This window comes from Paraburkholderia acidicola (genome assembly GCF_002362315.1).
In the GTDB taxonomy this organism is placed as follows: domain Bacteria; phylum Pseudomonadota; class Gammaproteobacteria; order Burkholderiales; family Burkholderiaceae; genus Paraburkholderia; species Paraburkholderia acidicola.
Genome location: NZ_MTZV01000006.1, coordinates 706,042 through 730,903, shown reverse-complemented (window position 1 = coordinate 730,903; position 24,862 = coordinate 706,042). Strand labels below are relative to the sequence as shown.

The following is a 24,862-nucleotide window of genomic DNA, read 5'->3' as shown; positions in this document are numbered from 1 at the left end:
CGTCGCGACATGTCCGGCAGTCAGGCTTTGCGATCAACTCACCATTCTGATTTATGCGGCACGCCGATCCGGCGGCGAGTCGCCGGTCACGCTTTGCCGACTGTGCTGTCTCGGTGAACAGCCTATGACGCGTTTGAAAGCCTTGCCGAACGCGCTTTCGGACTCGTAGCCCAGCGATGTGGCAATACGGGGAATTGAGTCACCCGAATTTTTCAATCGATCGCACGCCAACAGCATTCGCCATCGTGTCAGGTACTCCATCGGGGATGATCCAACTGTCTCCTTGAAGCGCAGTGCAAAGGTCGAGCGCGACATGCCGATGCGCACGGCCAGCGTCTGTAACGTCCACGGATGCCCTGGGTCATCGTGCATGCAGGCGAGGGCTGCGCTCAGCTGTTTATCCGCCAATGCGAAGAGCCAGCCAACGCCTGCGCTCGCCCTGTCGTTCAGGTGCAGGCGCAATGCTTGAACCAGCATCATGAAGGCGAGTTGCTGCGCGATCAAAGATCCGCCCGGCTGCGGATCGCGTATCTCCTGAGTCATGCGCTCCAGCGACCAGCGCATCGCCGCCTTGTCCGAATCCTTGCGGATATGCACGATAGGGGGCAACGAGCCCAACAGCATGTTGGCGTGGTCACCGGTGAGCAGAAAGTAACCGCCGACGAGATAACAACCCTCTTCGTCGTAGCTGGAGATGCCGGTACCCGATCCCCCTGCTACCAGTGGCAGACTGAAGTCGACCGGTTTTATCGACAGGTCGGTGGCAAGGCAGAAAGGGGGCCCTGGTGGCAATAAGTAGCAGTCGCCCGCGGTGAGAAGCACCGGATCGCTAACGCCATTCACCGATAACCAGCATTGACCGGAGACCACGGCATAGCATTTGATGCCGTCATGTCGCTGCCACTGAATCGCCGAGTTGCGGTTGATCCCAAGGCCGCCCGATACAACGCTCCTGGGTTTCAGCAAAGACAACAAGTCTGAGAGTGGATCCATACAATTCCTGGACGATTGATCCAAAGATGCGGACTATACGACATTGTTCGTATCGCGAACACAGCCTAAATTAGGTATCGCTGGACTGCGACTGCAGCCCTGAATCTACCTAAAGGCGAATTCATCATGCGTATTTTTGTAACGGGCGCCACGGGTTTTATTGGCGCAACCATTGTTCACGAGCTTATCAACGCAGGCCATCAGGTGCTTGGACTGACGCGGTCGGAGGCGGGTGTCCGGTCGCTCACCTCCGTCGGAGCCGAAGCGCACCGTGGTGATATTGACGACCTCGACAGCCTGAGCCGCGGGGCAAGCTCGGCTGACGGAGTCATCCACACGGCCTTCAATCACGATTTTTCGACGATGCTGGCGAACTGTGAAGCAGACCGGCAGGCCGTCGAGGCAATGGGGGCCGCGCTGCACGGATCGGACCGCCCGTTGATCATTACCTCTGTTGCAGCACTGGGTGCGTCTGCGTACGGTAAGCCCGCAACTGAAGACAACTTCAATCCTGATCAACGGAACCCCCGCAAGGTGTCGGAATTGACCGTTGATGCACTAGCACAGCAAGGCGTCAGGGTATCGGTCGTGCGTCTTCCGCAAGTCCACAATCCCGTCAAGCTGGGGCTCATCAGCTACCTGATTAAACTGGCTCGAGAAAAGGGCGTGTCCGCCTATGTCGACGACGGGCTTAGCCGCTGGGCTGCTGTGCACCTCTCGGACGCGGCCCGTCTATACCTTCTGGCGTTAGAGAAACGCGCGACGGGTAGCCGATATCATGCGGTTGCCGAAGAGGGCATAGCACTGCGCACGATTGCTGAAGTCATTGGTCGCAATCTGAATGTACCGGTAAAGAGCGTTACCGCTGCGGATGCACCCGCGCACTTCGGCTGGCTCAGTGCATTCGTCGGAGCCGACATGTCCGCTTCCAGCGCGCTTACGCAGGAACGACTGGCATGGCAGCCCAAAGGGCCAGGACTGATCGCCGATCTTGAACAGGTACGCTAGGTAATCGATGCCTGGGACGGTGTCCGTTCAAGCTGCCGGCTGGATGGTTCGCAATTCCGTAGCCAGCGCCCTGAGCTCGGTTCTTTGATTCTCGATCTGGGCCGCTTGTGCTTCGAGGGCGCGAAGCTTTGATTCGACGATCGCCAACAGTCGAGCCTTTCGACCTTCGTCGTGCGGGGACGAGAGATGCGACTCCACCTCGGTTAGAGAAAAACCAAGACGGCGGGCCCGATCGATGAACCGCAAAATCTCCATCGCCCGCGCGTCATATTCTCGATATCCGTTCAACGACCGCCCGGGCGGTGGAAGTAGCCCGCGAGCCTCGTAAAAGCGAATTCGAGTCGCGCTGATCCCCGTTTGCGATGCAAGTAGCCCGATGCGCATGAGCTTGACCTTCAAGTAGGTGGAAGCTGCAGCATCCTGATTCTTCAACCCAGGATGCACCGATCCAATGGAAACACTTTTGATGATACCGGGCCTCTGCAGCGATGCTGCCGTCTGGCGCCGAACAATTGCTGCGCTGGACGGGAGGATCGACTGTCTCGTTGGCGATACGCTCAGCGACGTAACGCTCGAGGGCATGGCGCGTCGCGTTCTAGCCCAGGCCCCGGATCGCTTTGCGCTCGCGGGTTTATCGATGGGGGGAATGGTGGCGTTGGAGATCATGAGAATCGCCGCCCGACGGGTTACACACCTGGCGTTGATCGACACCAGCGCACGGCCTGACAGTTTTGGGCGAGGGGTATATCGTCGTCTCGCCAATTTATACGTCGGCGTGAGCAGCGACTTTCAGCGGACGGCGCAGCGTAGCCTCAGATCGCTTGTGCATCCGTCGACTCCGGAAGACGTGCGCGGCGAACTGGTTGAAATGAGTGTCCGGGTCGGCCCGCAAGCTTACGTACGGCAAAATCGGGCGGTCATTGCCCGTTCCGATTTGCGGCCGGTCCTGTCGACGATCGACATTCCAACCATCGTGGTGGTGGGTCAGGAGGACCGGGTCACGCCGGTTCGTCTGTCCTACGAGATCCAGAGTCTCGTGCCGGAATCGAAACTGCATGCGATTCCTGATTGCGGGCATCTGCCGCCAATCGAGAAGCCTCACGAAGTGGCCGCCTTGCTATCGGCGTTCATCGCGCCTCGCCACTAGAAATCGGAACCGGGCCATCGCCAGAGCGACGACGCTAGCCCGGTTTGTTGCTTCAGCCTAGTAGTCGAAGCCCGGCCCCCCCGCACCCGGACCACCCGGCGCCGCAGCAGGCGCGCTATCTTTCGGCGCCTCATACACGGTGGCATCCGTGGTCAACAGCAAGCTCGCAATCGACGCCGCGTTTTGCAACGCCGTACGCGTGACCTTGGTCGGATCGAGCACACCCGATTCCACCAGATCGCCATACTCACCGGTTGCCGCGTTGTAGCCGAAGTTGCCGCTGCCTTCCGCGACCTTCGCGACGACGACGCTCGCTTCTTCGCCGGCATTCGTGACGATCTGCCGCAGCGGTTCTTCGAGGGCACGACGCACGATGTTGATGCCCGCGTCCTGGTCCCGGTTCGCGCCCGTCAGTCCGGCGATTGCCTGCTTGACGCGAATCAACGCGACGCCGCCGCCCGGCACGATGCCTTCCTCGACGGCAGCGCGCGTCGCGTGCAGCGCATCGTCGACGCGGTCCTTCTTTTCTTTCACTTCGATTTCGGTGGCACCGCCTACCTTGATCACCGCAACGCCGCCCGCCAGTTTCGCAACACGCTCCTGCAGTTTCTCGCGGTCGTAGTCGGAAGTGGCTTCGTTGATCTGCACGCGGATCTGCTTCACACGTGCCTCGATGTTGGCTTTGTCGCCAGCACCGTCGATCACGATCGTGTTTTCCTTGGCCACCTCGATGCGCTTCGCCTGGCCCAGTTCGGCCAGCGTTGCCTTTTCGAGTGTGAGGCCGGTTTCTTCGGCGATGACCTGGCCGCCGGTCAGAATCGCGATGTCTTCGAGTAACGCCTTGCGACGGTCGCCGAAACCCGGCGCTTTCACAGCGACTGTCTTCAGGATGCCGCGAATATTGTTCACGACGAGCGTCGCGAGCGCTTCGCCTTCGACGTCTTCCGCGATGATCAACAGCGGCCGTCCTGCCTTCGCAACCTGTTCGAGCACCGGCAGCAGATCGCGGATGTTCGAGATTTTCTTGTCGTGCAGCAGGATGTACGGCGTTTCGAGCACCGCGACCTGGCGATCCTGGTTGTTGATGAAATACGGCGACAGGTAGCCGCGATCGAACTGCAGTCCTTCGACCACGTCGAGTTCGTCGGCGAGCGACTTGCCGTCTTCGACGGTGATGACGCCTTCCTTGCCAACCCGGTCGATCGCTTCAGCGATGCGCTGACCAATCGATTCCTCGCCGTTCGCCGAGATCGTCGCAACCTGGGCGATTTCCTTGCTGGTGGTGGTTGGCTTGCTGATCTTCTTCAGCTCTTCGATGCCCGCGGCGACGGCCTTGTCGATGCCGCGCTTCAGATCGAGCGGATTCAGTCCCGCAGCGACATACTTCTGACCTTCGCGAACGATCGCCTGGGCGAGCACCGTCGCCGTCGTCGTGCCGTCGCCAGCGGTGTCGCTCGTCTTCGATGCGACTTCTTTCACGAGCTGCGCGCCGATGTTCTGCAGGCGGTCGGCAAGCTCGATCTCTTTCGCTACCGACACACCATCCTTCGTCACCACCGGTGCACCGAAACTGCGTTCGAGCACGACGTTGCGGCCTTTAGGCCCGAGCGTCACCTTTACTGCATTCGCGAGCAGATTCACCCCTTCGACGAGTTTGGTGCGCGCGTTGTCGCTGAAAACGATTTCCTTGGCTGCCATGTTTCGATTCCTTTATGAATGAGGCGACGCGATCAGCGCGCGTTCACGACGGCGACGATGTCGTCTTCGTGCAGTACCAGCAGTTCGTTGCCGTCGACCTTGACGGCCTGACCCGCGTACTTGCCGAACAGCACGCGCTCACCGACTTTCAGGTCGGGCTCGATGCGTTTGCCGTCGTTGTCGCGCTTGCCCGGGCCGACTGCGAGGACTTCGCCCTGGTCGGGTTTTTCCGCGGCGCTGTCGGGAATCACGATGCCCGATGCGGTTCTGGTTTCCTGATCGAGGCGCTTGACGATCACGCGATCGTGTAACGGACGTAGGCTCATCTGCTTTCCTGTATCGATGAATTGGCACTCTTCACTGGCGAGTGCTGACCGAAGCCCGAGTATAGAAACGTGCCGTCGCGTACTCCAATAACGGATTCGCACAAGGTTATCGGTGTATGGCATTTGCGCGCGGTTCTGTCATAGCGGACGCGTGCGCGCCTTGACTGCATCACGTAAAAACCCTTCTGCCGTGCGGGTCCTGCCAGTTTCTTGTGGTTGGCGTATGGTGACCGTTCTGTTCAATGGCTGAATCGAACTTATCTAACACCGCCTCTAACATCGTCCCCCACACCATGACCCGCTCCCGTCAATTGCATCTCGGCGCGTTCATGCGCCCCGTCAGTCTTCATACCGGCGCATGGCGCTTTCCGGGCGCCGCGCCCGATGCGAACTTCAACTTCGCTCTGCTCAAACGTTTCGCGCAGCGGCTCGAAGCCGCGCGCTTCGACGCATTCTTCATGGCCGATCACCTCGCGGTGCTCAACATGCCGATCGATACGTTAAAACGCAGCCATACCGTTACATCATTTGAACCCATGACGTTGTTGTCCGCGCTCGCCGCGGTCACCGAGCGCCTCGGCCTGATCGCGACATCGTCGACGACCTTCGACGAGCCGTACCACGTCGCACGGCGTTTCGCGTCACTCGATCATCTGAGCGGTGGCCGTGCCGGCTGGAATCTCGTGACCACGTCGAACCCCGAGGCGGCCCGCAACTTCGGTCTCGACGAACACGTCGAGCATGGTGAGCGTTACCACCGGGCGCGCGAGTTCTATGACGTCGTGACAGGGCTGTGGGACAGCTGGGCCGACGATGCTTTCGTCCGCGACGTCGAGCGCGGTGTGTATTTCGAGCCGGAGAAACTGCATGTGCTCGATCACAAGGGCGAGCATCTGTCGGTGCGTGGTCCGCTGAATATCGCGCGGCCGGTGCAGGGCTGGCCGGTCGTCGTGCAGGCGGGATCGTCGGAGGCGGGGCGCCAACTGGCCGCCGAAACCGCCGATGCGGTCTTCACCGCGCAACCCAATCTCGCCGAGGGCAAACGCTTCTACGCCGACGTCAAAGCACGACTCGAACCGCTAGGCCGCGCGCGCGATCATCTGAAGATCCTGCCGGGCGCGTTCGTCGTGGTCGGATCGTCGCTTGACGAAGCGCGCGAGAAACGGGCCCAGCTCGACCGCTACGTGCACTACGACAGCGGCCTCGCGTCGCTATCGATTGCGCTCGGTCACGACGTGTCGCATCTCGATCCGGACGGCCCGCTGCCGGAGATTCCGGAGAGCAATGCGAGCCGCAGCGCACGGCAGCGTGTCGTCGATTGGGCGCGAGAAGAAGGGCTGACGGTGCGCCAGCTCGCGCAGCGCATCGGTGGCTATTCGGGGCTGGAGATGGTCGGTACGCCGGTATCGATTGCGGATCAGATGGAGCAGTGGCTCGTGGAAGAGGGCTCGGACGGCTTCAACGTGATGTTTCCGTTCCTGCCCGGCGGTCTCGATGATTTCGTCGATCAGGTGGTGCCCGAACTGCAACGGCGTGGCATTTTCCGTCGTGAGTACGAAGGCTCGACGTTGCGTGAGCATCTGGGGCTGCCGCGGCCGGCGAACCGTTTTTTTGCGGCGTAACGTCATGCGCCGGAGCGGAATCGATAGCAGAAAAAACTCGAAGCCGGACGTTGACCGTTGCATTCGCCGCCACGCATGATGCAACACCGTGCGTGCGGAGCGCGCACACCTTTCTTCAGGAGCATCCGATGAACGCCGTGGCCTCTCCGCTGTCTTCTGCATCTGAATCCACATTGCAACCGCAGTCGATCCAGATCTCACCGCTGTCCGCGCATATCGGTGCGGAAATTCACGGCGTCGATCTGACAAAGCCGCTGTCCCCGCAACAGATCGCGGAGATACGCGCGGCGTTGCTCGCATGGCGCGTCGTGTTTTTTCGCGAGCAGTTTCTGACCCACGAGCAACACGTTGCGTTCTCCGCGCAGTTCGGCGAATTGACGGTGGGGCACCCGGTGTTCGGGCACGTCGAGGGCCACCCGGCCATTTACTCGATCTCGAAGTTCCGCAAGGCGACGCGCTTCGAAGGGCCGGCGCTGCAGCGTCCGTGGACGGGCTGGCATACCGACGTGACCGCCGCGATCAACCCGCCGTATGCGTCGATCCTGCGCGGTGTGACGATTCCGCCGTATGGCGGCGATACGCAATGGACCAATCTCGTCGCTGCTTACAGCAAGCTGTCGGCGCCGTTGCGAGGATTCGTCGATGGCCTGCGCGGCGTGCATCGCTTCGCGCCACCCAGCGGCGCGCAAGGCACGGACGCATTCAATGCCGCGGTCGAGCAGAACACGCTCGTCACCGAACATCCGCTCGTGCGTGTGCATCCGGAAACCGGCGAACGCGCACTGTACGTGAGCCCTGGTTTTCTGAAGCAGATCGTCGGGCTGACACCGCGCGAAAACCAGGCGTTGCTCGAACTGCTGTGGGAACACGTGACGCGCCCTGAATTTACGGTGCGCTTTAAATGGGAAGCGGGTAGCGTCGCGTTCTGGGACAACCGCACCACAGCGCATCTCGCGCCGACCGATATCTTCGACCTCGAATTCGATCGCCAGCTGTACCGCACGACGCTGGTCGGCGACGTGCCGGTCGGTCCGGACGGTACGCGCTCGGTCTCATTGCAGGGCACGCCGGTCGGCGCTGCCGCTGCTGTTGCATTGAATTAAACGGAGCCCGCGGGATGACGCAATCTGCACTAACGGTGGACCATCTGGTGATTCGCGTTCGCGATCTCGACGCAACCGTCGACGATCTGAGCGCGCTCGGCTTCACGGTACAGCAGGGCGGTATGCACGCCGACGGCGTGACGCACAACGCGTTGATCGGTTTCGCGGACGGCAGCTACATCGAACTGATCGCCTTCCTGCGGCCCGCGCCGCAGCGGCGCTGGTGGTCGATCGGCGAACAGCACGGCGATGGCTTTGTCGATTTCGCGCTGCTGCCCGGGCCCGGCAGCGTGGCCGCGACGATCGAGGCGGCCCGCGTGCGTGGACTGTCCTACGACGGACCGCAGGACGGCGGCCGCATGCGGCCCGACGGCGAGCGGCTCGCGTGGCAGACCGGCCGGCCCGCTACCGCCGATCTGCCGTTCCTGTGTGGCGATATCACACCGCGCCGGCTACGCGTGCCGGAAGGCGAGGTGCGGCGCCATGCGAATGGCGTGCGCGGTATCGCGAGCCTCGCGGTCGCCGTGCGCGATCTTGACGTGAGCACGCGGCGCTACGCTGCGCTGCTGGGTATCGACACCCCCGTGTTATCGGCGCCACTAGCGGGCTTTGGCGCACGGGCCACGACGTTCCGTGTCGGTGCGACTGCGCTCGTGCTGTTCGAGGCGGCCGCGAGCGCGTCGTCGGACAGCGCGCTGCGGCGCCAGCTCGATACGCGCGGCGAAGGGCTCTTCGGTATTGCACTCGATGTCGGCCATGACGGCGACGCACGCGTGCTCGATGCGAACCGCACCCACGGTGCGCATATCGAAACCATCCGCACGTTCAAGGCGGGCGGAGGTCGCGCCTAGAAGGACGTGATTGTGCGGCGTGCCTGGCGCGTTTGACTCCGCATGCCGGCCGTCGCGCACATTCACACATATCGTTATCGGCTTTTCTTGGTTGCGTACGACGGTGGGCGAAATCTATTCTGGCTCGTTGCAGACCTACCGGAGCACATGATGACGACGATCCCCGCCCCGTTTCCGGGCACAGAAAGGGACCCGCAAACCCCGCCCGACGACGCCGAACTCGACGCCCGCTTTGCGCCTGTCTTTGCGCGCATCGCCGAAGGCAACATCGAACGCGAACAACGCCGCGAACTGGCCTACGAACCCGTGCGCTGGCTCAAGGAAGCGGGCTTCGCCGCGCTGCGCGTGCCACGCCGCTACGGCGGCCTCGGCGCGACGCTGCCGCAGTTCTTCCGCTTACTGACCCGGCTCGCCGAAGCGGATTCGAACCTGCCGCAAATTCTGCGTGTGCATTTCGGCTTTATCGAAGGGCGCCTTGAGGGCGAGGATGAAACGCTGCGCGAGCGCTGGTTCAAGCCGATCGTTGCGGGCGAAACGATCGGTGCGGCGATTTCCGAACGCACCGGCGCGACGCACAACTCGGTTACGCTCGCGCGCAACGTGAACGGCGACGGCTGGACGCTGAATGGCGAGAAGTACTACAGCACGGGTACGTTGTACGCGGACTGGATCGATGTGGCATCGCATGATGGCGACGACGATGTGCGCGTGCTGGTGCGCGGCGACGCGCCGGGCGTGACGCGCATCGACGACTGGGATGGCTTCGGCCAGCGGCTGACGGCGAGCGGTACGACGCGCTTCGAGGCCGTTCATGTGAGCGACGAGCAGATTCTCGTGCGCTACCGTGGTTCGGAGCCGCGCCGTAATACATCGCTGACCGCGTTCTATCAGACCGTGCATCTTGCGACGCTTGCGGGTATCGCACGCGCGGTGCTGCGCGACGGTGTCGAATTCGTGCGCGGCCGCACGCGGACCTTTGGCGTGCCGGGCCGTTCTAGCCCGCGGGACAACCCGCTCGTGCATCGTGTGGTGGGTCGGCTCGCAAGCCTCGTGTATTCCGCCGAAAGTCTTGTCGGTTCGGTGTCGGGCGCGCTCGAAAAAGCGTGGCAGGAACGACTGGCCGGCCGCGCGACCACCGACACCTACATCGCACTCGACATCGAAGCGTACCAGGCGCAGCAGATCGTGATCGAGCAGGTACTCGAAGCAGCGACACTGGTGTTCGAAGTGGGTGGCGCGTCGGCGACGAGCGAGGCACGGCGGCTCGATCGTCACTGGCGCAATGCGCGCGTGATCGCGTCGCACAACCCGGCGATCCAGCGTGAAAGCGCAGTAGGCAATTTCCATCTGAACGGCACACCGCCGGGCGAGCGCTTCAGTCTCGCGCATACGCCTGCGGAACTGACGGGTACGCAAGAGCCTGTTGCGGCAGCACTCGATTGATTGACGGTGCGGCACGCACGCCGCAAACCTCCCACCTTGCACCAGGAGCGCCGCATGAGCGGACAGATAGCGTACGCAAACACCGCTAGAAACGTCACGTCTACAACGCACGACGTCGACGTGCTGGTGCTCGGCGGTGGCCCCGCGGGCACGTGGGCGGCGGTCGGTGCGGCGGCGCGCGGCGCGACGGTGCTGCTCGCGGACAAGGGGTTTTGCGGCACCTCGGGTGCCACGGCACCAGCCGGTACCGCGGTCTGGTACGTACCGCCGGACGGAGATGCACGCGAGCGCGCGAAGGCGAGTCGTTTTGCGCTCGGTGGCGAGCTGGCGGATCAGACGTGGATGGATCGCGTGCTCGAGCAAACGTGGCGTAATTCGCAGCAACTCGCCGAATGGGGCTATCCGTTTCCCACCGATGCCGACGGCGAGCCGCGTCTGACGTCGTTACAGGGCCCGGAATATATGCGGCTGATGCGACGTCGCGTGAAAGAAGCAGGTGCACGAATCCTCGATCACAGTCCTGCGCTCGAACTGCTCGTCGACGAACACGGTGTGGTGTCCGGTGCCGCGGGCGTGAATCGTCAGACCGGCGACGCATGGATTGCGCGTGCGCAGGCGGTGGTGATCGCGACCGGCGGTTGCGCGTTTCTCAGCAAGGCGCTCGGTTGCAATGTGCTGACCGGCGATGGTCAACTCATGGCCGCCGAAGCAGGCGCGCAGCTATCGGGCATGGAGTTTTCGAATGCCTATGGGCTCGGGCCGGCGTTTTCGTCGGTGACGAAGTCGTTGTTCTATACGTGGGCGACGTTCTACTACGAGGACGGCACGCCGATCGAAGGGGCGGGTTCCGCGCGCGGCCGCGGTGTGATCGCGAAGACGCTACAGACCCAGCCGGTGTACGCGTGTCTCGATCGAGCCGATATGCAGATCCGCGCGTGGATGCGCACCGCGCAACCGAATTTCTTCGTGCCGTTCGACCGGCTTGGTCTCGATCCGTTTACGCAGCGCTTTCCGGTGACGCTGCGGCTCGAAGGCACGGTGCGTGGCACGGGCGGCCTGCATCTGGTCGACGAAACGTGTGCGACGTCGGTGCAAGGACTGTATGCGGCCGGCGATGCGGCGACGCGCGAGCTGATCTGCGGCGGCTTTACGGGCGGTGGCAGCCACAACGCGGCGTGGGCGATGTCGTCGGGATTGTGGTCCGGCGCGGGCGCCGCCGATTACGCGCGTGATGCGGGGCCGGCGGCGCGACACCGTTCGCTGCGGCATGCGGGCGGCGTAGGGCTGCACGATGGTGGCGACGTAACGCCGGTGGATAGTGCCGACCTGATCCAGGCCGTGCAGGCCGAAGTGTTTCCCTACGAGCGCAACTGGGCGCGGCGCGGCGATCTGCTCGACGATTCACTGGAGCGGCTCGATACGCTGTGGCAACGCGTGCGTCACGCGGCGCCCGCAAAAAGCGCAAGCGATGCAGTGCGCACACGCGAGGCCACCGCGATGCTCGCGACCGCGCGCTGGATGTATCGCAGCGCGCAGCAGCGTACCGAAACGCGCGGCATGCACCGGCGCCAGGAACATGCGGCACTTGATCCGCATCAGCATCATCGGTTGCTTAGCGGCGGGCTCGACGAAGTATGGGTCGAACGGCTCGCATTGACACCGTCTGCATCGCACGCAGGAGTCGCCGCATGATCGAGATTGTCGATGAAGCACGCTGCACGGGCTGCAATATCTGCGTGCGCGCCTGTCCGACCAACGTGTTCGAAGCGGTGGAAGGCGGTGTGCCGCGCATCGCGCGTCAGGACGATTGCCAGACCTGCTTCATGTGCGAGCTGTATTGCCCGGAAGACGCGTTGTTCGTCGCGCCGCAAACCGAAGGGCTTGCTGCATCCGATGCGCTCGACGCGGAAGCAACTCGCGCGTTGATGGGCGGCTATCGTCGCTCGATCGGTTGGGGGCGCGGCCGGGAATCGACGGCGGCGCTCGATGCCACGTTCGAACTGCTCGTGCGCGCGCATTGATTTACGCGAACCGCTGCTCTAGCCAGCGCGTCGCACGCGAAACCGGGTAACACCACGCAAAGAATATCGCGAGTGTTGCGAGGTAGGTAAGCACAGTGAAGCTCGACCGTGCAACGGTGCTGCTCGCGATCTGCGCGGTATCGAGCAGATCATGAATACCGACCAGCGATGAAAGGGCAGTACCCATCGTGATGATCGCGTAGACGTTCATCCACGGCGGCAGCATCCGTCGCACGCATTGCGGCACAACGACGAGCCGCAAAATCTGCGCACGCGACAGCGCCAGCGATTCCGCCGCGTCCCACTGCGTTGTCGGAATCGATGCGACCGCGCCGCGGAACACTTCGGCGACGTTCGCGCTTGCCGGCAACGCGAGCGCCAGCGTCACCTTGAGCCAGTCGGGAAACGGCAGCGTATGGCCGAACCACGTGAACTCGAACGGAAACACGTAGGTCGTGAAGTAGATCAGCACGAGCCACGGTGCATTGCGAAACGCCTGCACCCAAAAGCGCGCAAGTCGACCCGCCAACCCGCGCGTCAGCGCAAGCGCACCAACCGCAAAACCGACCACTGAACCGATCGCGATCGCACCGAGACTGATCGCGACGTTCATCGCAAAGCCGCGCGCGAGCGCAGGCGCCCATTCCACGAGATGCACAAGCGTTTCGTTACGCCAGCCGCCGTGCGCCAGTTCGATTTCCAATGCGATACCCAGTGCCGCCAGCACGGCGAACACGATCGGGACGGCGCCGTAGCGCTCCGGTGTGCCGATGAACGGCGTTCTAGTTGCCATAACCGGGCACCCACAGACGACGTTCGAGCCAGCGTCCTGCGCGGCTCACGAGCCACGTCAGCGCACCGAAGAACAGCAGGATCACGATCATCAACGCGAGTACGTTATCGCGCTGCGTCCAGATCATGATCGATTGATACGTGATGTCGCCCACTGCGATGGCCGATGCAAGCGACGATGCCTTGACGAGTTCGACCATGTTGTTGACGAGTGCGGGCAGCGCGGTACGGATGGCGAGCGGCAACTCGACGCGGCGCAACCTCACCCAACGGCTGAGTCCCAGCGATTCGGCGCCTTCGAGCGTCTGTGCAGGTACCGCATCGAAACCGGCGCGCAGCGCTTCCGCATGGAACGCGCCTTTGTGCAACGACAGCACCAGAACGACCCAGAAGAATGGCTTGAACGGATTGTCGAGATGCTGCTGATGCAGCCATTGCGACAGCAACATGTTCAGCACGAGGAACGCGCAGTAAAGCTGCACGATGGTCGGCGTATTACGCACGAGTTCGACGAATGCGCGCGTAGTGCCGGCTACTGCGCGATTACGTGCTCGCAGCAGGAGCAGTAGCGCGAATCCGGCGACAACACTGCCTGCGAGCGTCGACGCGACGATCTCGAGGCTCGTCAGCATGCCGGTCAGGAACGGTGTGCGATCGTACGCGTCGAGCAGGAAGCGGTAGTCGAGGCCGACCCGCGCGGCCGCATCGAGTGTGGCCTGCAAGGCGGTGTCGATGGCGTTCGTCGAACTCATTGGACGATCGGTAACTGCCGGTGCCATTCAGCAAGCGCAGGCGAGGGCGGCGTGAGACCGTTCTTCGCCTCGTCCTCGATCAGCCAGCCGCTGCGATGCCAGTCCTTCACGATCGCATCAAGTTTGGCCGCCGTGTCCTTTTCGCCCTTACGTACCCAGATCACCGAAGGCGCGGGTTCGAGTTCGGGTTGCAGCGTCCGGTAATCGCGCCATTCGGGGTCGCGCTGCTGCAACGGATAAAGCAGCGGTGCAGCGTCATGCACGGCTGCCACGCAACTGCCGCCGCGCAGCGCGAGCAGCGACTGCGACGAACCCTGGAACGCGCGCGGTACGGCGCCGTAGCGCTCGACGAGCGGCCGGATATAGCTGCTGCCCTGCGAGATGCACACGGGTTTGCCGCGCAGATCTTCCCAGCGTTCGATGCCGCTCGTCTTCAGCGTGATCGCGGTGCCGCCGACGCGGTAGTAGGGTGTCGGCACGTAGTCGAGCAGTTCGCCGCGCTGTGCGTTGTATTCCATGTTCGCGATCAGGATGTCGACCTTGCCTTGCTGCAGGAACTGCACGCGCGTCGACGGTTGCACGGAAACCCGCGTGACCTTCACGCCGAGCCGGCGACCGATATCGTTGGCGAGATCGACGTTGACACCGCGCGGTTGCTGCGTCTGCGGATCGAGCGAACCGAACGGGCTACCGCCGATGAGTACACCCACCGCGATTTCGTGGCGTGAGGCGATCCGGTCGAGTGTCGCATCGGCGTGTGCGGCGCTCGACACGCAGAACACGATCGATGCGGCCAGCGCGGCACGGAGCGAAGGACTGAGAAGATTGCTGCAACGGGAGAGCGGATGAGTCATGGCAAATGGTGTATCGATTGATGCGCAGTCTCGCACTTTAGGCAAAGCGCGCAGCACCGCAAACCAAGCGAATCTGCTAAGCAAAGCAGCGCGACGAAGGAGCGTCGCGATCCGCTGCTGCAATGCAAGGTCCGACGCGCGGATAGCAGATCGCTGCATAACGTTCCGACGATTCGTTGGTTACGCTATGACGTATGGGTTTCTAGAATGGGCCGTTCACCTGATCTGGATAACACGTCTAATGAAACCGCTTTTTTCTCCACGCAACACACGGTCGTTTCGCTTTCCGTGCTTCCTGTTGCGGGTGAGTGCATGAGCCGCGCAGCGTTCGATGTATCGAACGTGCTCGGTGTAGAGGGGCTCGTTGCGCGCGAAGCACTGGGTGCGGCGCGCCACGACGTGCGTGAGTTTCAGGCGACAACCGGGCCCCTTTCGGACGTGGCGCCTTCGAACACGCTGCTCTCGCTGCGCAATGTGCATCTTTCGTACGGCGCCACGCCGGTGCTGAACGGTATCGATCTGTCAGTGCGGCGTGGTCACGCGGTGTCGATCATCGGGCCATCGGGGTCGGGTAAATCGACGATCCTGCGCTGTATCAACGGGCTGCTGACACCGCAGTACGGTGACATATACGTCGACGGTATCGACGTTCGCGCGCAAACCACCGACGCGCAGAAGATCGCGCTACGCAAGCGAATCGGCTTCGTGTTCCAGCAGTACAACCTGTTTCCGCATCTGAACGTGCTCGACAACCTGACGCTTGCGCCGACCAGTGTGCTCGGTCGCAGTCGCGCCGAGGCCGAGCACGATGCACACGCGCTGCTTGCAAAGGTGCGGCTCGCAGACAAGGCGCGCGCGTATCCCGGCGCATTGTCCGGTGGCCAGCAGCAGCGTGTCGCGATTGCGCGCGCACTGGCCATGCGGCCCGACCTGATCCTGTTCGACGAAGTGACCTCCGCGCTCGATCCGGAGACCGTGGGTGAAGTGCTGAACGTGATCGGCGAACTGGCGGACGAAGGGCAGACCTGCGTACTGGTCACGCACGAAATGCGTTTTGCCGAAGACGTCAGCGACGAAGTGTTTTTCACGGAAGGCGGCGTGATCCTCGAGCACGGGCCCGCGCGCCAGGTGTTCAGCGATCCAGCCAACGAGCGCACGCGGCTCTTTCTGCAACGCGCACGCGGCGAAGACCGGCACAGCGTGCGGCGTCGCGCGGTGGGTTGAAGTATCGGCCGTTATTCGACTACTACTCATTTCAATTCTCATGTCCACCACCGAACCCTCCACCTCCACCTCCACCGATATCGCCGAAGCTCGCCGTGATGCAGTGACTGAGCTGCTCGATGACGCGCGCCGCACTATCGATGGGCTCGGCGTGACGCGCGCCGCGCTCGATGCAATCAGCGAACGGCTACTCGAACTCGCGACGCACAGCGATCTGTTTCCAGCCGCCGACTTTCCGCCGCCTGCGGGCGACAGTGGCAACACCTCGACACGCTATCGCCTGAATCCCGGTGAGGACGGCTTCGCGCTCTATCTGAACTCGCTGTTGCCGGGCAAGACGACGATCCCGCACAACCACGATACGTGGGCTGTGATCGCGGCAATCGATGGCGCGGAGCTGAATCGTCTCTACCGTCGCACCGACGACCGCACCGACGCCGAGCGCGCAACGCTCGAATTCGATCGCGAACTGGTCGTGCGCCCCGGTGTGCCGATCGCGTTCCTGCCCGACGATATTCACAGCATCCACGTCGACGGGTCGACACCGACGCTACATTTCCATCTATACGGCCGGCCGCTCGAAACGTTGACAGGTCGTCTCGGCTTCGAGCCGGACACCGGCCGCGTCGTGCGTTACAACGCAACACATATGCAGCGCTCGACGCAGGCGGTCGGCTGATGACAGCGCAACCGGACCGCATCGAAACACGGTTGTTGCGTGCGGGCTCGCCACCGTTCGACGACGGTCTCGCACCGGTGAACGTGCCGGTGGTTAGAACCAGCACGGTACGTTTTGAGCGTCACGCAGATCGCGAAACAGCTGCCCAGCGTCGACGCGATGGCGAACCTCTGGCCACGTACGGCCGTCATGGCACGACGACGCATCGCGCGCTCGAAGCGGCGCTTGCTGAGCTGGAAGATGCAAACGACGTACTGCTCGTCCCATCGGGTCTCGCCGCAATCTCACTCGTGTTTCTCGCGCTGCTGTCGCCTGGCGATCACGTGCTGGTGCAGGACAGCGTGTACGGTCCGGTGCGCGAGAAAGTCGAACCGTTGTTGTCGCGTCTGCAGGTGTCGTTCGATTACTTCGACGCATCGCAGGGACCGCCGCTCGCGCAACTGCGTGACAACACGCGGCTCATCTATGTGGAGTCACCGGGATCGTATGTCTACGAGGTCATCGATCTGCCGGCGTTCGCGCGTTTCGCAGATGAACACGGCGTGCTGCTCGCCGCCGACAACACCTGGAGCGCGGGGCTGCTGCATCGACCGTTAACGCTGGGCGCCAACGTGTCGATCCAGGCGACAACGAAATACGCGGGCGGTCATTCCGATCTGATGCAGGGCGCCGTAGCGACACGTGATGCGGACCTCGCCCGGCGGTTGCGCGATACGTACGATGGGCTCGGCTTGAGCGTAAGCGCCGACGATGCGTATCTCGCGCTACGCGGCATCCGCACGCTGCCGGTGCGTCTTGCGCAGCACGCGCGCAATGCGCTTGCGGTGGCCGGTTATCTGGCCGCAGAACCCACAGTCGAGCGGGTGTTTCATCCGGCACGGCCCGGCGATCCCGGGCATGCGTTATGGCAGCGCGATTTCAGCGGCTCGAATGGACTTGTGTCGTTCGCGTTGCGTGGCGACCACGCGCAGGCGGTGGCCTTCGTCGATGCACTGCGGCTGTTCGCCATCGGCGCGTCGTGGGGCGGCTACGAAAGCCTCGCGCTGATCGCCCCGCCATCGCGTTTGCGCGAACAGCACTACTGGCGCGGTGCAGAACCGGTCGTGCGGCTGCATGTCGGTCTCGAATCGCCCGACGACCTGATCGCCGACCTCGATCAGGCGTTCCGGCGTGTCCTGCGCTAACGGCACGGCATCTTCTCTTTGATCTTTCTTTTCAGCGCACGACATGACGACCGATATCTTTACCGCAACGACCGCAGCGACCGCTACCGGCTTCAGAGCCATTTCCGCGGGAACGGCACGCGCGTGGCTGAACGACGCGGACGAAGTTGCGTTCTTCGACGTGCGCGAAGCCGGGCAGTTCGGCGAAGCGCATGCGTTCTTCGCGGTGCCGCTGCCGTATAGCCGGCTCGAGCTCGACGCCCCGCGTCTCGCGCCGCGGCGTACGGTGCGCGTCGTGTTGATCGATAGCGGCGAGCCGGACGCGCTGGCGGAACGTGCCGCCAGACGACTCGTGGCGCTCGGCTATACGAATGTGTCGGTGATCGATGGTGGCACGGCCGGCTGGCAAGCGGCGGGCTATACGCTGTTCAAAGGCATCAACGTGCCGTCGAAAACCTTCGGTGAACTGGTCGAGCATGCGTACGCGACACCGCATCTGTCGGCCGATGAGCTTGCGCGCTGGCAGCGCGAAGGGCGCGCGTTTGCGTTGCTCGATGGCCGCACGGTCGAAGAGCATACGAAGATGACGATCCCGGGTGCGCTCAGTTGCCCGAACGGCGAGCTGCCGTTGCGTATCGATACATTCGTGAACGACGCCACGACGCCAATCGTGATTCATTGCGCGGGGCGGACGCGCAGCATCATCGGCGCAGAAGTGTTGCGCAGTTTCGGTGTGACGAACCCGGTCATTGCGCTCGAAAACGGCACGCAAGGTTGGGCGCTAGCGGGCCATGCGCTGGAGCACGGCAGCGTGCGGCACGATGCGGTGACAAACCTGGCGCATGCGTCGGCGGTTGCACGAGAGCGCGCCGCTGCGCTAGCGCGGCGCTTTGCGATTGCCGCGCTTGATGTACGCACGGCGCAGGCATGGCTCGACGATACGACACGCACGACCTACGCAATCGATGTACGTACCGCGAAGGAGTTTGCGCACGACGGTCTGCGCGGCATGGTCCACGCGCCAGGCGGCCAGCTTCTGCAGGCCACCGATCAGACTATCGGCGTTCGCGGCGCGCGCGTGCTGCTGATCGACCACGACGGCGTACGCGCCCAGGTGATCGCGACTTGGCTGTGGCAACTCGGTATCGAGGTTGCACTGATCGATTCGCGCGATGCCGCTGCGCTGAACTTCGGCGCCGACAACGCGCACTCTGTGCCCGTGCCAAAAATCGAGACGCTAGATCGCGATGCGTTGCGCCGGTTCGTCGCAGACGACAACAAACGGCCGCTCTATCTGCTCGATCTGCGCAGCAGCGCTGCATATCGTCGCGAGCACGCAGCGGGCGCCCACTGGACCATTCGGCCGCATCTGCCGCAGACGCTTGCCGCCATCGGCGCGAATGCACGCGATACGTTTGTTCTGTTCGCCGACACACCCGCAGTGGCGGAACTCGCCGCGCTGGACCTGAGAGAAGCGGGGTACACGGCGCTGGCCGTTGCGGCGGATGGCATCGACACATGGCGCGACGCGGGGTTGCCACTCGAAGCGTCGCCGGACAGTCCGACCGACGATGCGCGCATCGACTATCTGTTCTTCGTGCACGATCGTCACGACGGCAATCTCGATGCGGCGCGTGCGTATCTCGCGTGGGAAACCGGTCTGATTGCGCAGTGCGCGCCGGATGAACTCGCGGCGTTCCGGATCGATCCGCGGGCGAGTGAAAAAACGAATGCACCGAACACATCGAACGTGGTGCGTCCATCGTGGCCGGGCGGTGGAGCGGGGACACGCGATTCGCGCGTCGGCGATTCCGCTACGCGGCCGGTTCTGCGCGAACGTCTGCGAATTCCATGATCCAGATAGTTCGGGAATTGTTTGGATTCCCCGACAACTGATGATGGCGTTGACTCGTTTATCTGCCCGCTACGCCTCCCTAAACTCCCTTCATCGTTAACACCGGGTCGTCTCGACCCATTGATGGAGAGAATCTATGGCACAGCGTGACGTGGTGTTTCCGGCCGGGCGCCAGGCGCTCTATGAACGCAATCGCTATTCGCCAGCGGTTCGGTCCAATGGCTTGTTGTTTGTTTCCGGGCAGGTCGGCAGCCGTGAGGACGGTTCGCCCGAGCCAGACCTGGAGAAGCAAGTCCGACGCGCGTTCGACAATCTGAACGCGATCCTCGCAGCCGCAGGTTGCACGTTCGACGACGTGATCGATGCAACGGTTTTTATCGTGGATCCCGAATCGACGTTCGAGCGGATCTGGAAAGTCGTGCCGGAGTATTGGGGCAAGGCGCCACATCCGACTTTGACCGCGGTCGGCGTGACGTGGCTGTATGGCTTTGGGTTTGAGATCAAGGTGATTGCGAAGCTGCCGGAGACTGCGGATAGCTGAGCTGGCTGGTGATCGTGGTCGAGGCCTATCGATAACTTGATTTTCACAAAATTACCTATAAACTAAAAATTATCAGCATTTATTTTGAGTTTATAGTGAAAATTGCCCAGCATCTGGACCTGCTACCTTTCGAGGCCGAGGAGGTGGTAGTCGCCATCGGCAAGAAAATCCAGCTCGCGCGCCGTGCTCGCGGCTGGACGCAGAGCGATCTCGCCGCAAAGATGGGTGTGGGTATCAACATGATCGTCAACCTCGAAAAGGGATCGCCATCTGTGGCCTTTGGCCAGGTCGTGATGGCGTTGTGGACGCTCGATAGTCTGGGTCCTCTCCGGGAAGCTGCCCGCACTGACCTGGACCCGGTAATCCAGCAGGAAGCATTGAGTCGGTTGACGCGATCGAAGCGAGGTTCCCGTGGCTGATCAAGTGCGACCTGTGTGGGTCTGGCTGCCGGGGAGCGTCGCACCTGTCCGGTGCGGCACATTCGAATGGTCACCGGGCCTTGGTCGTTTCTTGTACGGCGAGGATTACAGGAAGCATGACGGCGCGCTTCCGCTCGACCCGATCAATCTTCCATTTACGCGCTCGCAGAAGCCGAACACGACGTCCAGTATGAACGGCGTCTTCGGCGTGCTGCGCGACGCAGCTCCTGAAGGCTTCGGCCTCGACATGTTGCTCGCGAGACACGCGAAGGAAACGCTCGACGAGGTCGAGCGGATGGATCTCGCGCCTGGTGACGGCGTTGGCGCGATCGAGGTTTGTCACACCGAACAGATCGAGCGGAAGGTGGCCTTCGTGCCGCCGACCGAAGGTGACCTGAAAAGCATTCTTGCTGAGACCGAAGAGGGCTATTCGCCGCGGCGTGTAGTGCGGCAGCTGTCGGGCGTGGACGACAGCACAAGTCTTGGTGGAGAGAAACCCAAACTAACGGTTTCTCGCGAGGTCGACGGCGCCACGCAGTGGTGGATCGCCAAACTTCAGGAGCGCGAAGGGGCGCCGTATCTTCCAGCGCGCGAGTACGTCGCGATGACACTGGCCGCTCGATGCGGCATCGACGTCGCCGAGGTCCGCTACGAGCGGGTTGGTCCGCATGAAGTCGTTCTGGTAAGGCGCTTTGATCGCAAGGTTACGGACGCTGGGGTGGAACGGGCTCTTTTCGCGAGCGCAGCAACCGTGCTTCGGCTGCGGGGTGACTCAACGCCTGAAGATCCGGACCGCTCTTACGTCAAGCTGGCTTACGAGCTACGGCGCTGGTGCGGCGACCGCACTCAGGGATACGTCGAGCAGCAGCGCGAACTGTGGCGCCGGATGACCTTCAATGCGCTTGTTGGCAACTACGACGATCATCCACGTAACCACGGACTGCTCTGTCGGGCCGGTACGTGGATGCTTTCACCAGCCTACGACGTTGTTGCGATTCCACGCCGTCGGGAGGTTCAGGCGATGGCCGTGAACCGTGAGGGCACGCGCGTGGCTACGCCTGAGTCGCTTGTGAAGGATGTCGCATCGTTCTCGTACGCAGTCGCCGAGGCGTGGGACGTGCTGCGTGGGATGGCTGCAACTGTGCATGCCTCGTGGCGGCAACTCTATCTTGATGTGGGAATGGATGAAGCCAACCTCGAATCACAGCGGCCGGCATTTCAGCTTGCCGAACAGATCGTTACTGGAGAATTGTCGTTGGACCCGTCTCAGTTCGAGCGCACGCATCGTGCGCGTGCAGCACGCCCGTCTCCGGAAGAGACATAACAACGCCCCGACGCGCGAGGAATTCAATCTGCCTCTTGCACACCTCATCGGGCCAGGCGGCGCCGGCAAGACGACCATCGGCTCCATTCTTGCCGATCGATTGAACTGGCGTTTCGTCGACATGGACCAGTGCTTTTTGTCGTCGCTCGGAAACATCGCCGAATTCATCGAGCGTAACGGATACGTTGAATACGCAAGACACAACGTCCAGCTCTACGAGCAACTCAAACGCGAAGTAACCGAGCCCACGATCTGCGCCGTTTCGTCGGGTTTCATGACGTATCCGCTGGATATCACGCCGCGCTATCCGTCGATTCGCGACTACATCGAAGCGGACGTGCTCACCGCGCTTTTACTACCCACATTCGACCTCGAAAGTTGTTCGAACCTGATCGTCGCCCGACAACTATCAAGGCCGTATCTGAAGGCCAACGAGGCGGATGAGCTTCGCAAGATCCGCGATCGATTCCCCGTATTCATGAGGCTGAATTGCGAGCGGTTCAGGAGCGACGGATCGCCCGAACAGATAGCAACAACGGTCGAGCAATTTATCCGGAAGTCCCTGGCATCAACCGATAGCCGACCGATCTAACGCGATTAGAGCTTCACCCAAACGCAACATAACCCGCCACCAGAATCATGCAAACACCAAACACCCAACCCTGAATTTGCAGCGCACGCGCCGATTTAAACCGGCGAAGAATCAGTTGCCCTCCGTATATCCACGGAAAGTGGCAGACGATACATACGAAAAAGAACGCCACTGTAAATTGACCGACCTGCATCGGCAGCGGTTTCGCGGGGTCGAGAAACTGCGAAAACATGACGAGAATCATCGAATGAATCTTGGGGTTGAGCATCACGGATAGAAAACCGTCCCTGGTCTGCAGACGCGAACTGTCCGTATCGTTACCGTCAGCAGATTTGACCGTCGCGCGAAAAAATCCCCACGCGAGATACAGCAGATAAGCAGTCCCCGCCCACTTCAACGCTATCTGTATCTCAGGGTGCCCATGCAACGCTTTACCCAACCCCATTCCATAGATCACACACAGCACAATATTTGCGATCTCGAAGCCCACCCAGAACGGCACTGAACCGGCCACGCCATATCGACCGCCCGTAGTCGCAAGAACGGTGTTCCCAGGCCCGGGACTCACAACCATCGGTACGGTATAGCCAAGAAACAGAATCCAGATGCTCCATGCAATCATCGATTGGCCTCGTATCAGTAAAAACTCAGAAAGTGTGTGATTAGAGGCGCCTTCCCCGTCCGCCACAAACGGGTTATCTTCATGCACTCGATAAAACAAACTAATCGAACGATCCATGCGACGCCTGCCTCCGCTAGGTGCGCTGCGCGCCTTCGAGGCGGCGGCCAAGCACCTGAGCTTCACCCGTGCCGCCGCCGAGCTGTGTGTAACGCAGGCGGCCATCAGTCATCAGATCCGTCAGCTCGAGGATTGGCTGGGTATCCGTCTGTTTGAACGTCGAGGGCATGCGTTGACGCTCACCGCAAAAGGTGAGGCCTATCTTCCGGAACTGGCCGGCGCGCTCGATCGCATCGCAGCGGCCACGCTGCGCGTAATGGAGCCGGACACGCGACCGTTGCACATCACGGTTCTGCCGTCGTTCGCTTCACGATGGCTGGTTCCGCGTCTCGAAGGGTTTCGTGCGTTGCATCCGGATATCGATGTGCGCGTCGATAGTTCGGCGGATATCTGGGCGTTTGCCACCGAGCGCTTCGATCTTGGCATTCGCTCGGGACTCGGGAAATGGACGGGCCTGAAGGCCGATTTGATCGCTCACGAAACACTGAGCCCCGTTTGCTCACCCGCGCTCGCCGACGGGCCGCCCCCCATTCGCGTTCCCGCCGATTTGCGCCATGCGCGCTTGCTGCACGACACACCGAAACAAGGGTGGCGCCGCTGGTGTGAAGCAGCAGCGCTAGAGGGCCTGGACGTGAATACAGGCCCGTCGTTCAACGATGCGAGTCTCTCGTTGCAGGCGGCAGCGGACGGCCAGGGCGTCGCGCTAGGCCGCCTCATGCTGGCGGCCGACGATCTGCGCAGAGGCCGGCTCGTACAGCCATTCGACATCGCAATCCCCAACGACTACAGCTACTGGCTCGTCTATCCAGCCGCAGCGCTAGATCGTCCTAACGTCGCGGCTTTCCGGGCGTGGCTGTTGTCGGAGGCAAAGTGGCAAAGCGGCTAAACGAGCCGGCATCCATCCGCTAGCTCACTGCCCAACCGGCTCAGCCACCGCGTGATTCAACGCCGCGTTGATATCGTGTTCCCATTCGGCGCGCGGGTGCTCATAGACCAGTTCGATTTCGTTGCCGTCCCAATCATGCAAATGCGCGCTATGCGCCGCGCCGCGGACAACCTGGCGAAACGGCACAACGCCCTGGCTCACGAGGAATTCAATCTGCCGCTTCCACGACTCGCGCGAGGGGTAGGTGATCGCGACGTGATGCAGAACCTGAGGACGAAGCGGAACGTCGGGCAGTGAGGGCGCTTCAATCAGGCCGACGTCGTGATGGCGCAGTTTCCCTTCCGACACGCCGCTGTAAAACCGCATGCGACCAGAAGGTTTGCCATCGGGTGCGGTTTTTTGCCAGGCGCCGGTGCAGCAAAAGCCGAGATAATTGGTCCAGAAGTCGTGAGCGCGATCGAGGTCGCGAACGTTCAGGACAAGGTGATTGAGGCCGCTGGGGGTTTCAGGCCGAAGCGTCATAAACATCTCCACGTAGGGAGCGCTCTGGCTGCGGCATCGATGCCATCCAACGTCGGGCCAAAGCGCAAGGCGCGAAGGCCGGGACACGATGACCGGTCATTCGCTGTTGCGCGTTGATTGACGTTGAACGCTTACGGTTACCGCGGAACGGTAACGCTTCGATTTATATCACGATCACCCGCGCACCGCCAAGCGATATCCCGTAGGGAAATAACTGGTTAATGAAGTTAATCGACGATCCGGCTATTAATTGTTGTGGCAGGACAAGTCAAGAAACTAATCCTCAACAATTCTTTTCAATTTCCTTC

At 62.1% G+C, this 24,862-nt stretch carries 26 protein-coding genes; 17 read left to right on the top strand and 9 right to left on the bottom strand.

What is annotated here, in order from left to right; all coding sequences use genetic code 11:
* Nucleotides 1-51 precede the first annotated feature (51 nt).
* A complete protein-coding gene (locus BWP39_RS22090) occupies nucleotides 52-993 on the bottom strand; it encodes an AraC family transcriptional regulator (RefSeq protein ID WP_096724086.1) in 942 nt (313 codons plus the stop codon).
* 126 nt (nucleotides 994-1,119) lie between these two features.
* Here BWP39_RS22090 and BWP39_RS22085 point away from each other — a divergent pair, with 126 nt between their 5' ends.
* Nucleotides 1,120-2,001 carry an SDR family oxidoreductase gene (locus BWP39_RS22085; RefSeq protein WP_096724084.1) on the top strand — a complete coding sequence of 294 codons (882 nt, stop codon included), beginning with the start codon at nucleotides 1,120-1,122 and terminating at the stop codon, nucleotides 1,999-2,001.
* 27 nt (nucleotides 2,002-2,028) lie between these two features.
* Here the strand turns inward: BWP39_RS22085 and BWP39_RS22080 are convergent, their stop codons facing one another.
* Entirely contained in the window at nucleotides 2,029-2,433 is a 405-nt protein-coding gene (locus BWP39_RS22080; RefSeq protein WP_096724082.1) for a MerR family transcriptional regulator, read from the bottom strand.
* A 19-nt stretch (nucleotides 2,434-2,452) separates the two neighbouring features.
* Here BWP39_RS22080 and BWP39_RS22075 point away from each other — a divergent pair, with 19 nt between their 5' ends.
* Entirely contained in the window at nucleotides 2,453-3,148 is a 696-nt protein-coding gene (locus tag BWP39_RS22075; RefSeq protein ID WP_096724080.1) for an alpha/beta fold hydrolase, read from the top strand.
* Nucleotides 3,149-3,205: 57 nt separating this feature from the next.
* Here BWP39_RS22075 and groL read toward each other — a convergent pair whose 3' ends face one another.
* Together groL and BWP39_RS22065 are read right to left on the bottom strand one after the other, a co-directional pair.
* The gene (gene groL, locus BWP39_RS22070) at nucleotides 3,206-4,846 is read right to left on the bottom strand and encodes a chaperonin GroEL (protein ID WP_096724077.1); all 1,641 of its coding nucleotides are present in this window, start codon (nucleotides 4,844-4,846) and stop codon (nucleotides 3,206-3,208) included.
* 32 nt (nucleotides 4,847-4,878) lie between these two features.
* The gene (locus tag BWP39_RS22065; protein WP_096724075.1) at nucleotides 4,879-5,172 is read right to left on the bottom strand and encodes a co-chaperone GroES; all 294 of its coding nucleotides are present in this window, start codon (nucleotides 5,170-5,172) and stop codon (nucleotides 4,879-4,881) included.
* A 293-nt stretch (nucleotides 5,173-5,465) separates the two neighbouring features.
* Here BWP39_RS22065 and BWP39_RS22060 point away from each other — a divergent pair, with 293 nt between their 5' ends.
* The 6 genes from BWP39_RS22060 to BWP39_RS22035 all read left to right on the top strand — a co-directional run bounded on the left by BWP39_RS22060 (nucleotide 5,466) and on the right by BWP39_RS22035 (nucleotide 12,212).
* Nucleotides 5,466-6,794, top strand: coding sequence for an LLM class flavin-dependent oxidoreductase (locus BWP39_RS22060; protein WP_096724072.1), 1,329 nt, complete (start codon nucleotides 5,466-5,468; stop codon nucleotides 6,792-6,794).
* Nucleotides 6,795-6,922: 128 nt separating this feature from the next.
* Nucleotides 6,923-7,897, top strand: coding sequence for a TauD/TfdA dioxygenase family protein (locus BWP39_RS22055; protein WP_096726089.1), 975 nt, complete (start codon nucleotides 6,923-6,925; stop codon nucleotides 7,895-7,897).
* A 14-nt stretch (nucleotides 7,898-7,911) separates the two neighbouring features.
* A complete protein-coding gene (locus tag BWP39_RS22050) occupies nucleotides 7,912-8,748 on the top strand; it encodes a VOC family protein (protein WP_096724070.1) in 837 nt (278 codons plus the stop codon).
* Nucleotides 8,749-8,898: 150 nt separating this feature from the next.
* A complete protein-coding gene (locus tag BWP39_RS22045) occupies nucleotides 8,899-10,191 on the top strand; it encodes an acyl-CoA dehydrogenase family protein (protein WP_096726088.1) in 1,293 nt (430 codons plus the stop codon).
* A 54-nt stretch (nucleotides 10,192-10,245) separates the two neighbouring features.
* Complete coding sequence (locus BWP39_RS22040) at nucleotides 10,246-11,883, top strand: FAD-dependent oxidoreductase (RefSeq protein ID WP_096724068.1); 1,638 nt, start codon at nucleotides 10,246-10,248, stop codon at nucleotides 11,881-11,883.
* The gene (locus BWP39_RS22035; protein ID WP_096724066.1) at nucleotides 11,880-12,212 is read left to right on the top strand and encodes a 4Fe-4S dicluster domain-containing protein; all 333 of its coding nucleotides are present in this window, start codon (nucleotides 11,880-11,882) and stop codon (nucleotides 12,210-12,212) included. Before BWP39_RS22040 ends, BWP39_RS22035 begins: the two co-directional genes overlap by 4 nt.
* A gap of 1 nt (nucleotide 12,213) precedes the next feature.
* Here BWP39_RS22035 and BWP39_RS22030 read toward each other — a convergent pair whose 3' ends face one another.
* From BWP39_RS22030 to BWP39_RS22020, 3 genes are read right to left on the bottom strand one after another with little or no spacing between them, the layout of a single operon-like run.
* Nucleotides 12,214-13,005, bottom strand: coding sequence for an amino acid ABC transporter permease (locus tag BWP39_RS22030; protein ID WP_096724064.1), 792 nt, complete (start codon nucleotides 13,003-13,005; stop codon nucleotides 12,214-12,216).
* The gene (locus BWP39_RS22025) at nucleotides 12,995-13,756 is read right to left on the bottom strand and encodes an amino acid ABC transporter permease (RefSeq protein ID WP_170043887.1); all 762 of its coding nucleotides are present in this window, start codon (nucleotides 13,754-13,756) and stop codon (nucleotides 12,995-12,997) included. The genes BWP39_RS22030 and BWP39_RS22025 overlap by 11 nt, the downstream gene beginning before the upstream one ends.
* Nucleotides 13,753-14,610, bottom strand: a complete 858-nt coding sequence (locus tag BWP39_RS22020) for a transporter substrate-binding domain-containing protein (protein ID WP_096724062.1) — start codon at nucleotides 14,608-14,610, stop codon at nucleotides 13,753-13,755. Before BWP39_RS22020 ends, BWP39_RS22025 begins: the two co-directional genes overlap by 4 nt.
* Nucleotides 14,611-14,922: 312 nt before the next feature.
* On the opposite strand from BWP39_RS22020, the gene BWP39_RS22015 reads away from it, so the two are divergent.
* The 8 genes from BWP39_RS22015 to BWP39_RS21980 all read left to right on the top strand — a co-directional run bounded on the left by BWP39_RS22015 (nucleotide 14,923) and on the right by BWP39_RS21980 (nucleotide 22,407).
* Entirely contained in the window at nucleotides 14,923-15,834 is a 912-nt protein-coding gene (locus BWP39_RS22015; RefSeq protein WP_096724060.1) for an amino acid ABC transporter ATP-binding protein, read from the top strand.
* Between the two features lie 40 nt (nucleotides 15,835-15,874).
* The gene (locus BWP39_RS22010) at nucleotides 15,875-16,513 is read left to right on the top strand and encodes a cysteine dioxygenase family protein (RefSeq protein WP_096724058.1); all 639 of its coding nucleotides are present in this window, start codon (nucleotides 15,875-15,877) and stop codon (nucleotides 16,511-16,513) included.
* The gene (metC, locus tag BWP39_RS22005) at nucleotides 16,513-17,697 is read left to right on the top strand and encodes a cystathionine beta-lyase (RefSeq protein ID WP_096724055.1); all 1,185 of its coding nucleotides are present in this window, start codon (nucleotides 16,513-16,515) and stop codon (nucleotides 17,695-17,697) included. Before BWP39_RS22010 ends, metC begins: the two co-directional genes overlap by 1 nt.
* Before the next feature lie 43 nt (nucleotides 17,698-17,740).
* Nucleotides 17,741-19,531, top strand: coding sequence for a rhodanese-like domain-containing protein (locus BWP39_RS22000; RefSeq protein ID WP_096724053.1), 1,791 nt, complete (start codon nucleotides 17,741-17,743; stop codon nucleotides 19,529-19,531).
* 136 nt (nucleotides 19,532-19,667) lie between these two features.
* A complete protein-coding gene (locus tag BWP39_RS21995) occupies nucleotides 19,668-20,072 on the top strand; it encodes a RidA family protein (protein WP_096724051.1) in 405 nt (134 codons plus the stop codon).
* Between the two features lie 95 nt (nucleotides 20,073-20,167).
* On the top strand, nucleotides 20,168-20,491 hold the full coding sequence (locus BWP39_RS21990; protein ID WP_207557036.1) for a helix-turn-helix domain-containing protein: 324 nt from the start codon (nucleotides 20,168-20,170) through the stop codon (nucleotides 20,489-20,491).
* A complete protein-coding gene (locus BWP39_RS21985; RefSeq protein WP_096724046.1) occupies nucleotides 20,484-21,815 on the top strand; it encodes a type II toxin-antitoxin system HipA family toxin in 1,332 nt (443 codons plus the stop codon). The genes BWP39_RS21990 and BWP39_RS21985 overlap by 8 nt, the downstream gene beginning before the upstream one ends.
* Nucleotides 21,784-22,407, top strand: a complete 624-nt coding sequence (locus BWP39_RS21980; RefSeq protein ID WP_170043878.1) for a shikimate kinase — start codon at nucleotides 21,784-21,786, stop codon at nucleotides 22,405-22,407. Before BWP39_RS21985 ends, BWP39_RS21980 begins: the two co-directional genes overlap by 32 nt.
* A 13-nt stretch (nucleotides 22,408-22,420) precedes the next feature.
* On the opposite strand, the gene BWP39_RS21975 is transcribed toward BWP39_RS21980, so the two are convergent.
* Nucleotides 22,421-23,146 carry a LysE family translocator gene (locus tag BWP39_RS21975; protein WP_235851467.1) on the bottom strand — a complete coding sequence of 242 codons (726 nt, stop codon included), beginning with the start codon at nucleotides 23,144-23,146 and terminating at the stop codon, nucleotides 22,421-22,423.
* On the opposite strand from BWP39_RS21975, the gene BWP39_RS21970 reads away from it, so the two are divergent.
* Nucleotides 23,145-24,032: a transcriptional regulator GcvA gene (locus tag BWP39_RS21970; protein ID WP_096724040.1), complete on the top strand. Its 888-nt coding sequence runs from the start codon at nucleotides 23,145-23,147 to the stop codon at nucleotides 24,030-24,032. The genes BWP39_RS21975 and BWP39_RS21970 overlap by 2 nt on opposite strands.
* Before the next feature lie 24 nt (nucleotides 24,033-24,056).
* Here BWP39_RS21970 and BWP39_RS21965 read toward each other — a convergent pair whose 3' ends face one another.
* The gene (locus tag BWP39_RS21965) at nucleotides 24,057-24,554 is read right to left on the bottom strand and encodes a VOC family protein (protein ID WP_157915164.1); all 498 of its coding nucleotides are present in this window, start codon (nucleotides 24,552-24,554) and stop codon (nucleotides 24,057-24,059) included.
* Between the last annotated feature and the right edge of the window lie 308 nt (nucleotides 24,555-24,862).

Bases quoted from the DNA above. Each gene is read 5' to 3' on its own strand.
- BWP39_RS22025 (WP_170043887.1), bottom strand. From the start codon at position 13,756: ATGAGTTCGACGAACGCCATCGACACCGCCTTGCAGGCCACACTCGAT.
- BWP39_RS22015 (WP_096724060.1), top strand. From the start codon at position 14,923: ATGAGCCGCGCAGCGTTCGATGTATCGAACGTGCTCGGTGTAGAGGGG.
- metC (WP_096724055.1), top strand. From the start codon at position 16,513: ATGACAGCGCAACCGGACCGCATCGAAACACGGTTGTTGCGTGCGGGC.
- BWP39_RS22060 (WP_096724072.1), top strand. From the start codon at position 5,466: ATGACCCGCTCCCGTCAATTGCATCTCGGCGCGTTCATGCGCCCCGTC.
- BWP39_RS22090 (WP_096724086.1), bottom strand. From the start codon at position 993: ATGGATCCACTCTCAGACTTGTTGTCTTTGCTGAAACCCAGGAGCGTT.
- BWP39_RS21965 (WP_157915164.1), bottom strand. From the start codon at position 24,554: ATGACGCTTCGGCCTGAAACCCCCAGCGGCCTCAATCACCTTGTCCTG.
- BWP39_RS21975 (WP_235851467.1), bottom strand. From the start codon at position 23,146: ATGGATCGTTCGATTAGTTTGTTTTATCGAGTGCATGAAGATAACCCG.
- BWP39_RS22010 (WP_096724058.1), top strand. From the start codon at position 15,875: ATGTCCACCACCGAACCCTCCACCTCCACCTCCACCGATATCGCCGAA.
- BWP39_RS22045 (WP_096726088.1), top strand. From the start codon at position 8,899: ATGACGACGATCCCCGCCCCGTTTCCGGGCACAGAAAGGGACCCGCAA.
- groL (WP_096724077.1), bottom strand. From the start codon at position 4,846: ATGGCAGCCAAGGAAATCGTTTTCAGCGACAACGCGCGCACCAAACTC.
- BWP39_RS22055 (WP_096726089.1), top strand. From the start codon at position 6,923: ATGAACGCCGTGGCCTCTCCGCTGTCTTCTGCATCTGAATCCACATTG.
- BWP39_RS22075 (WP_096724080.1), top strand. From the start codon at position 2,453: ATGGAAACACTTTTGATGATACCGGGCCTCTGCAGCGATGCTGCCGTC.
- BWP39_RS22000 (WP_096724053.1), top strand. From the start codon at position 17,741: ATGACGACCGATATCTTTACCGCAACGACCGCAGCGACCGCTACCGGC.
- BWP39_RS22040 (WP_096724068.1), top strand. From the start codon at position 10,246: ATGAGCGGACAGATAGCGTACGCAAACACCGCTAGAAACGTCACGTCT.
- BWP39_RS22030 (WP_096724064.1), bottom strand. From the start codon at position 13,005: ATGGCAACTAGAACGCCGTTCATCGGCACACCGGAGCGCTACGGCGCC.
- BWP39_RS21995 (WP_096724051.1), top strand. From the start codon at position 19,668: ATGGCACAGCGTGACGTGGTGTTTCCGGCCGGGCGCCAGGCGCTCTAT.
- BWP39_RS22085 (WP_096724084.1), top strand. From the start codon at position 1,120: ATGCGTATTTTTGTAACGGGCGCCACGGGTTTTATTGGCGCAACCATT.
- BWP39_RS22050 (WP_096724070.1), top strand. From the start codon at position 7,912: ATGACGCAATCTGCACTAACGGTGGACCATCTGGTGATTCGCGTTCGC.
- BWP39_RS22065 (WP_096724075.1), bottom strand. From the start codon at position 5,172: ATGAGCCTACGTCCGTTACACGATCGCGTGATCGTCAAGCGCCTCGAT.
- BWP39_RS21970 (WP_096724040.1), top strand. From the start codon at position 23,145: ATGCGACGCCTGCCTCCGCTAGGTGCGCTGCGCGCCTTCGAGGCGGCG.
- BWP39_RS22020 (WP_096724062.1), bottom strand. From the start codon at position 14,610: ATGACTCATCCGCTCTCCCGTTGCAGCAATCTTCTCAGTCCTTCGCTC.
- BWP39_RS22035 (WP_096724066.1), top strand. From the start codon at position 11,880: ATGATCGAGATTGTCGATGAAGCACGCTGCACGGGCTGCAATATCTGC.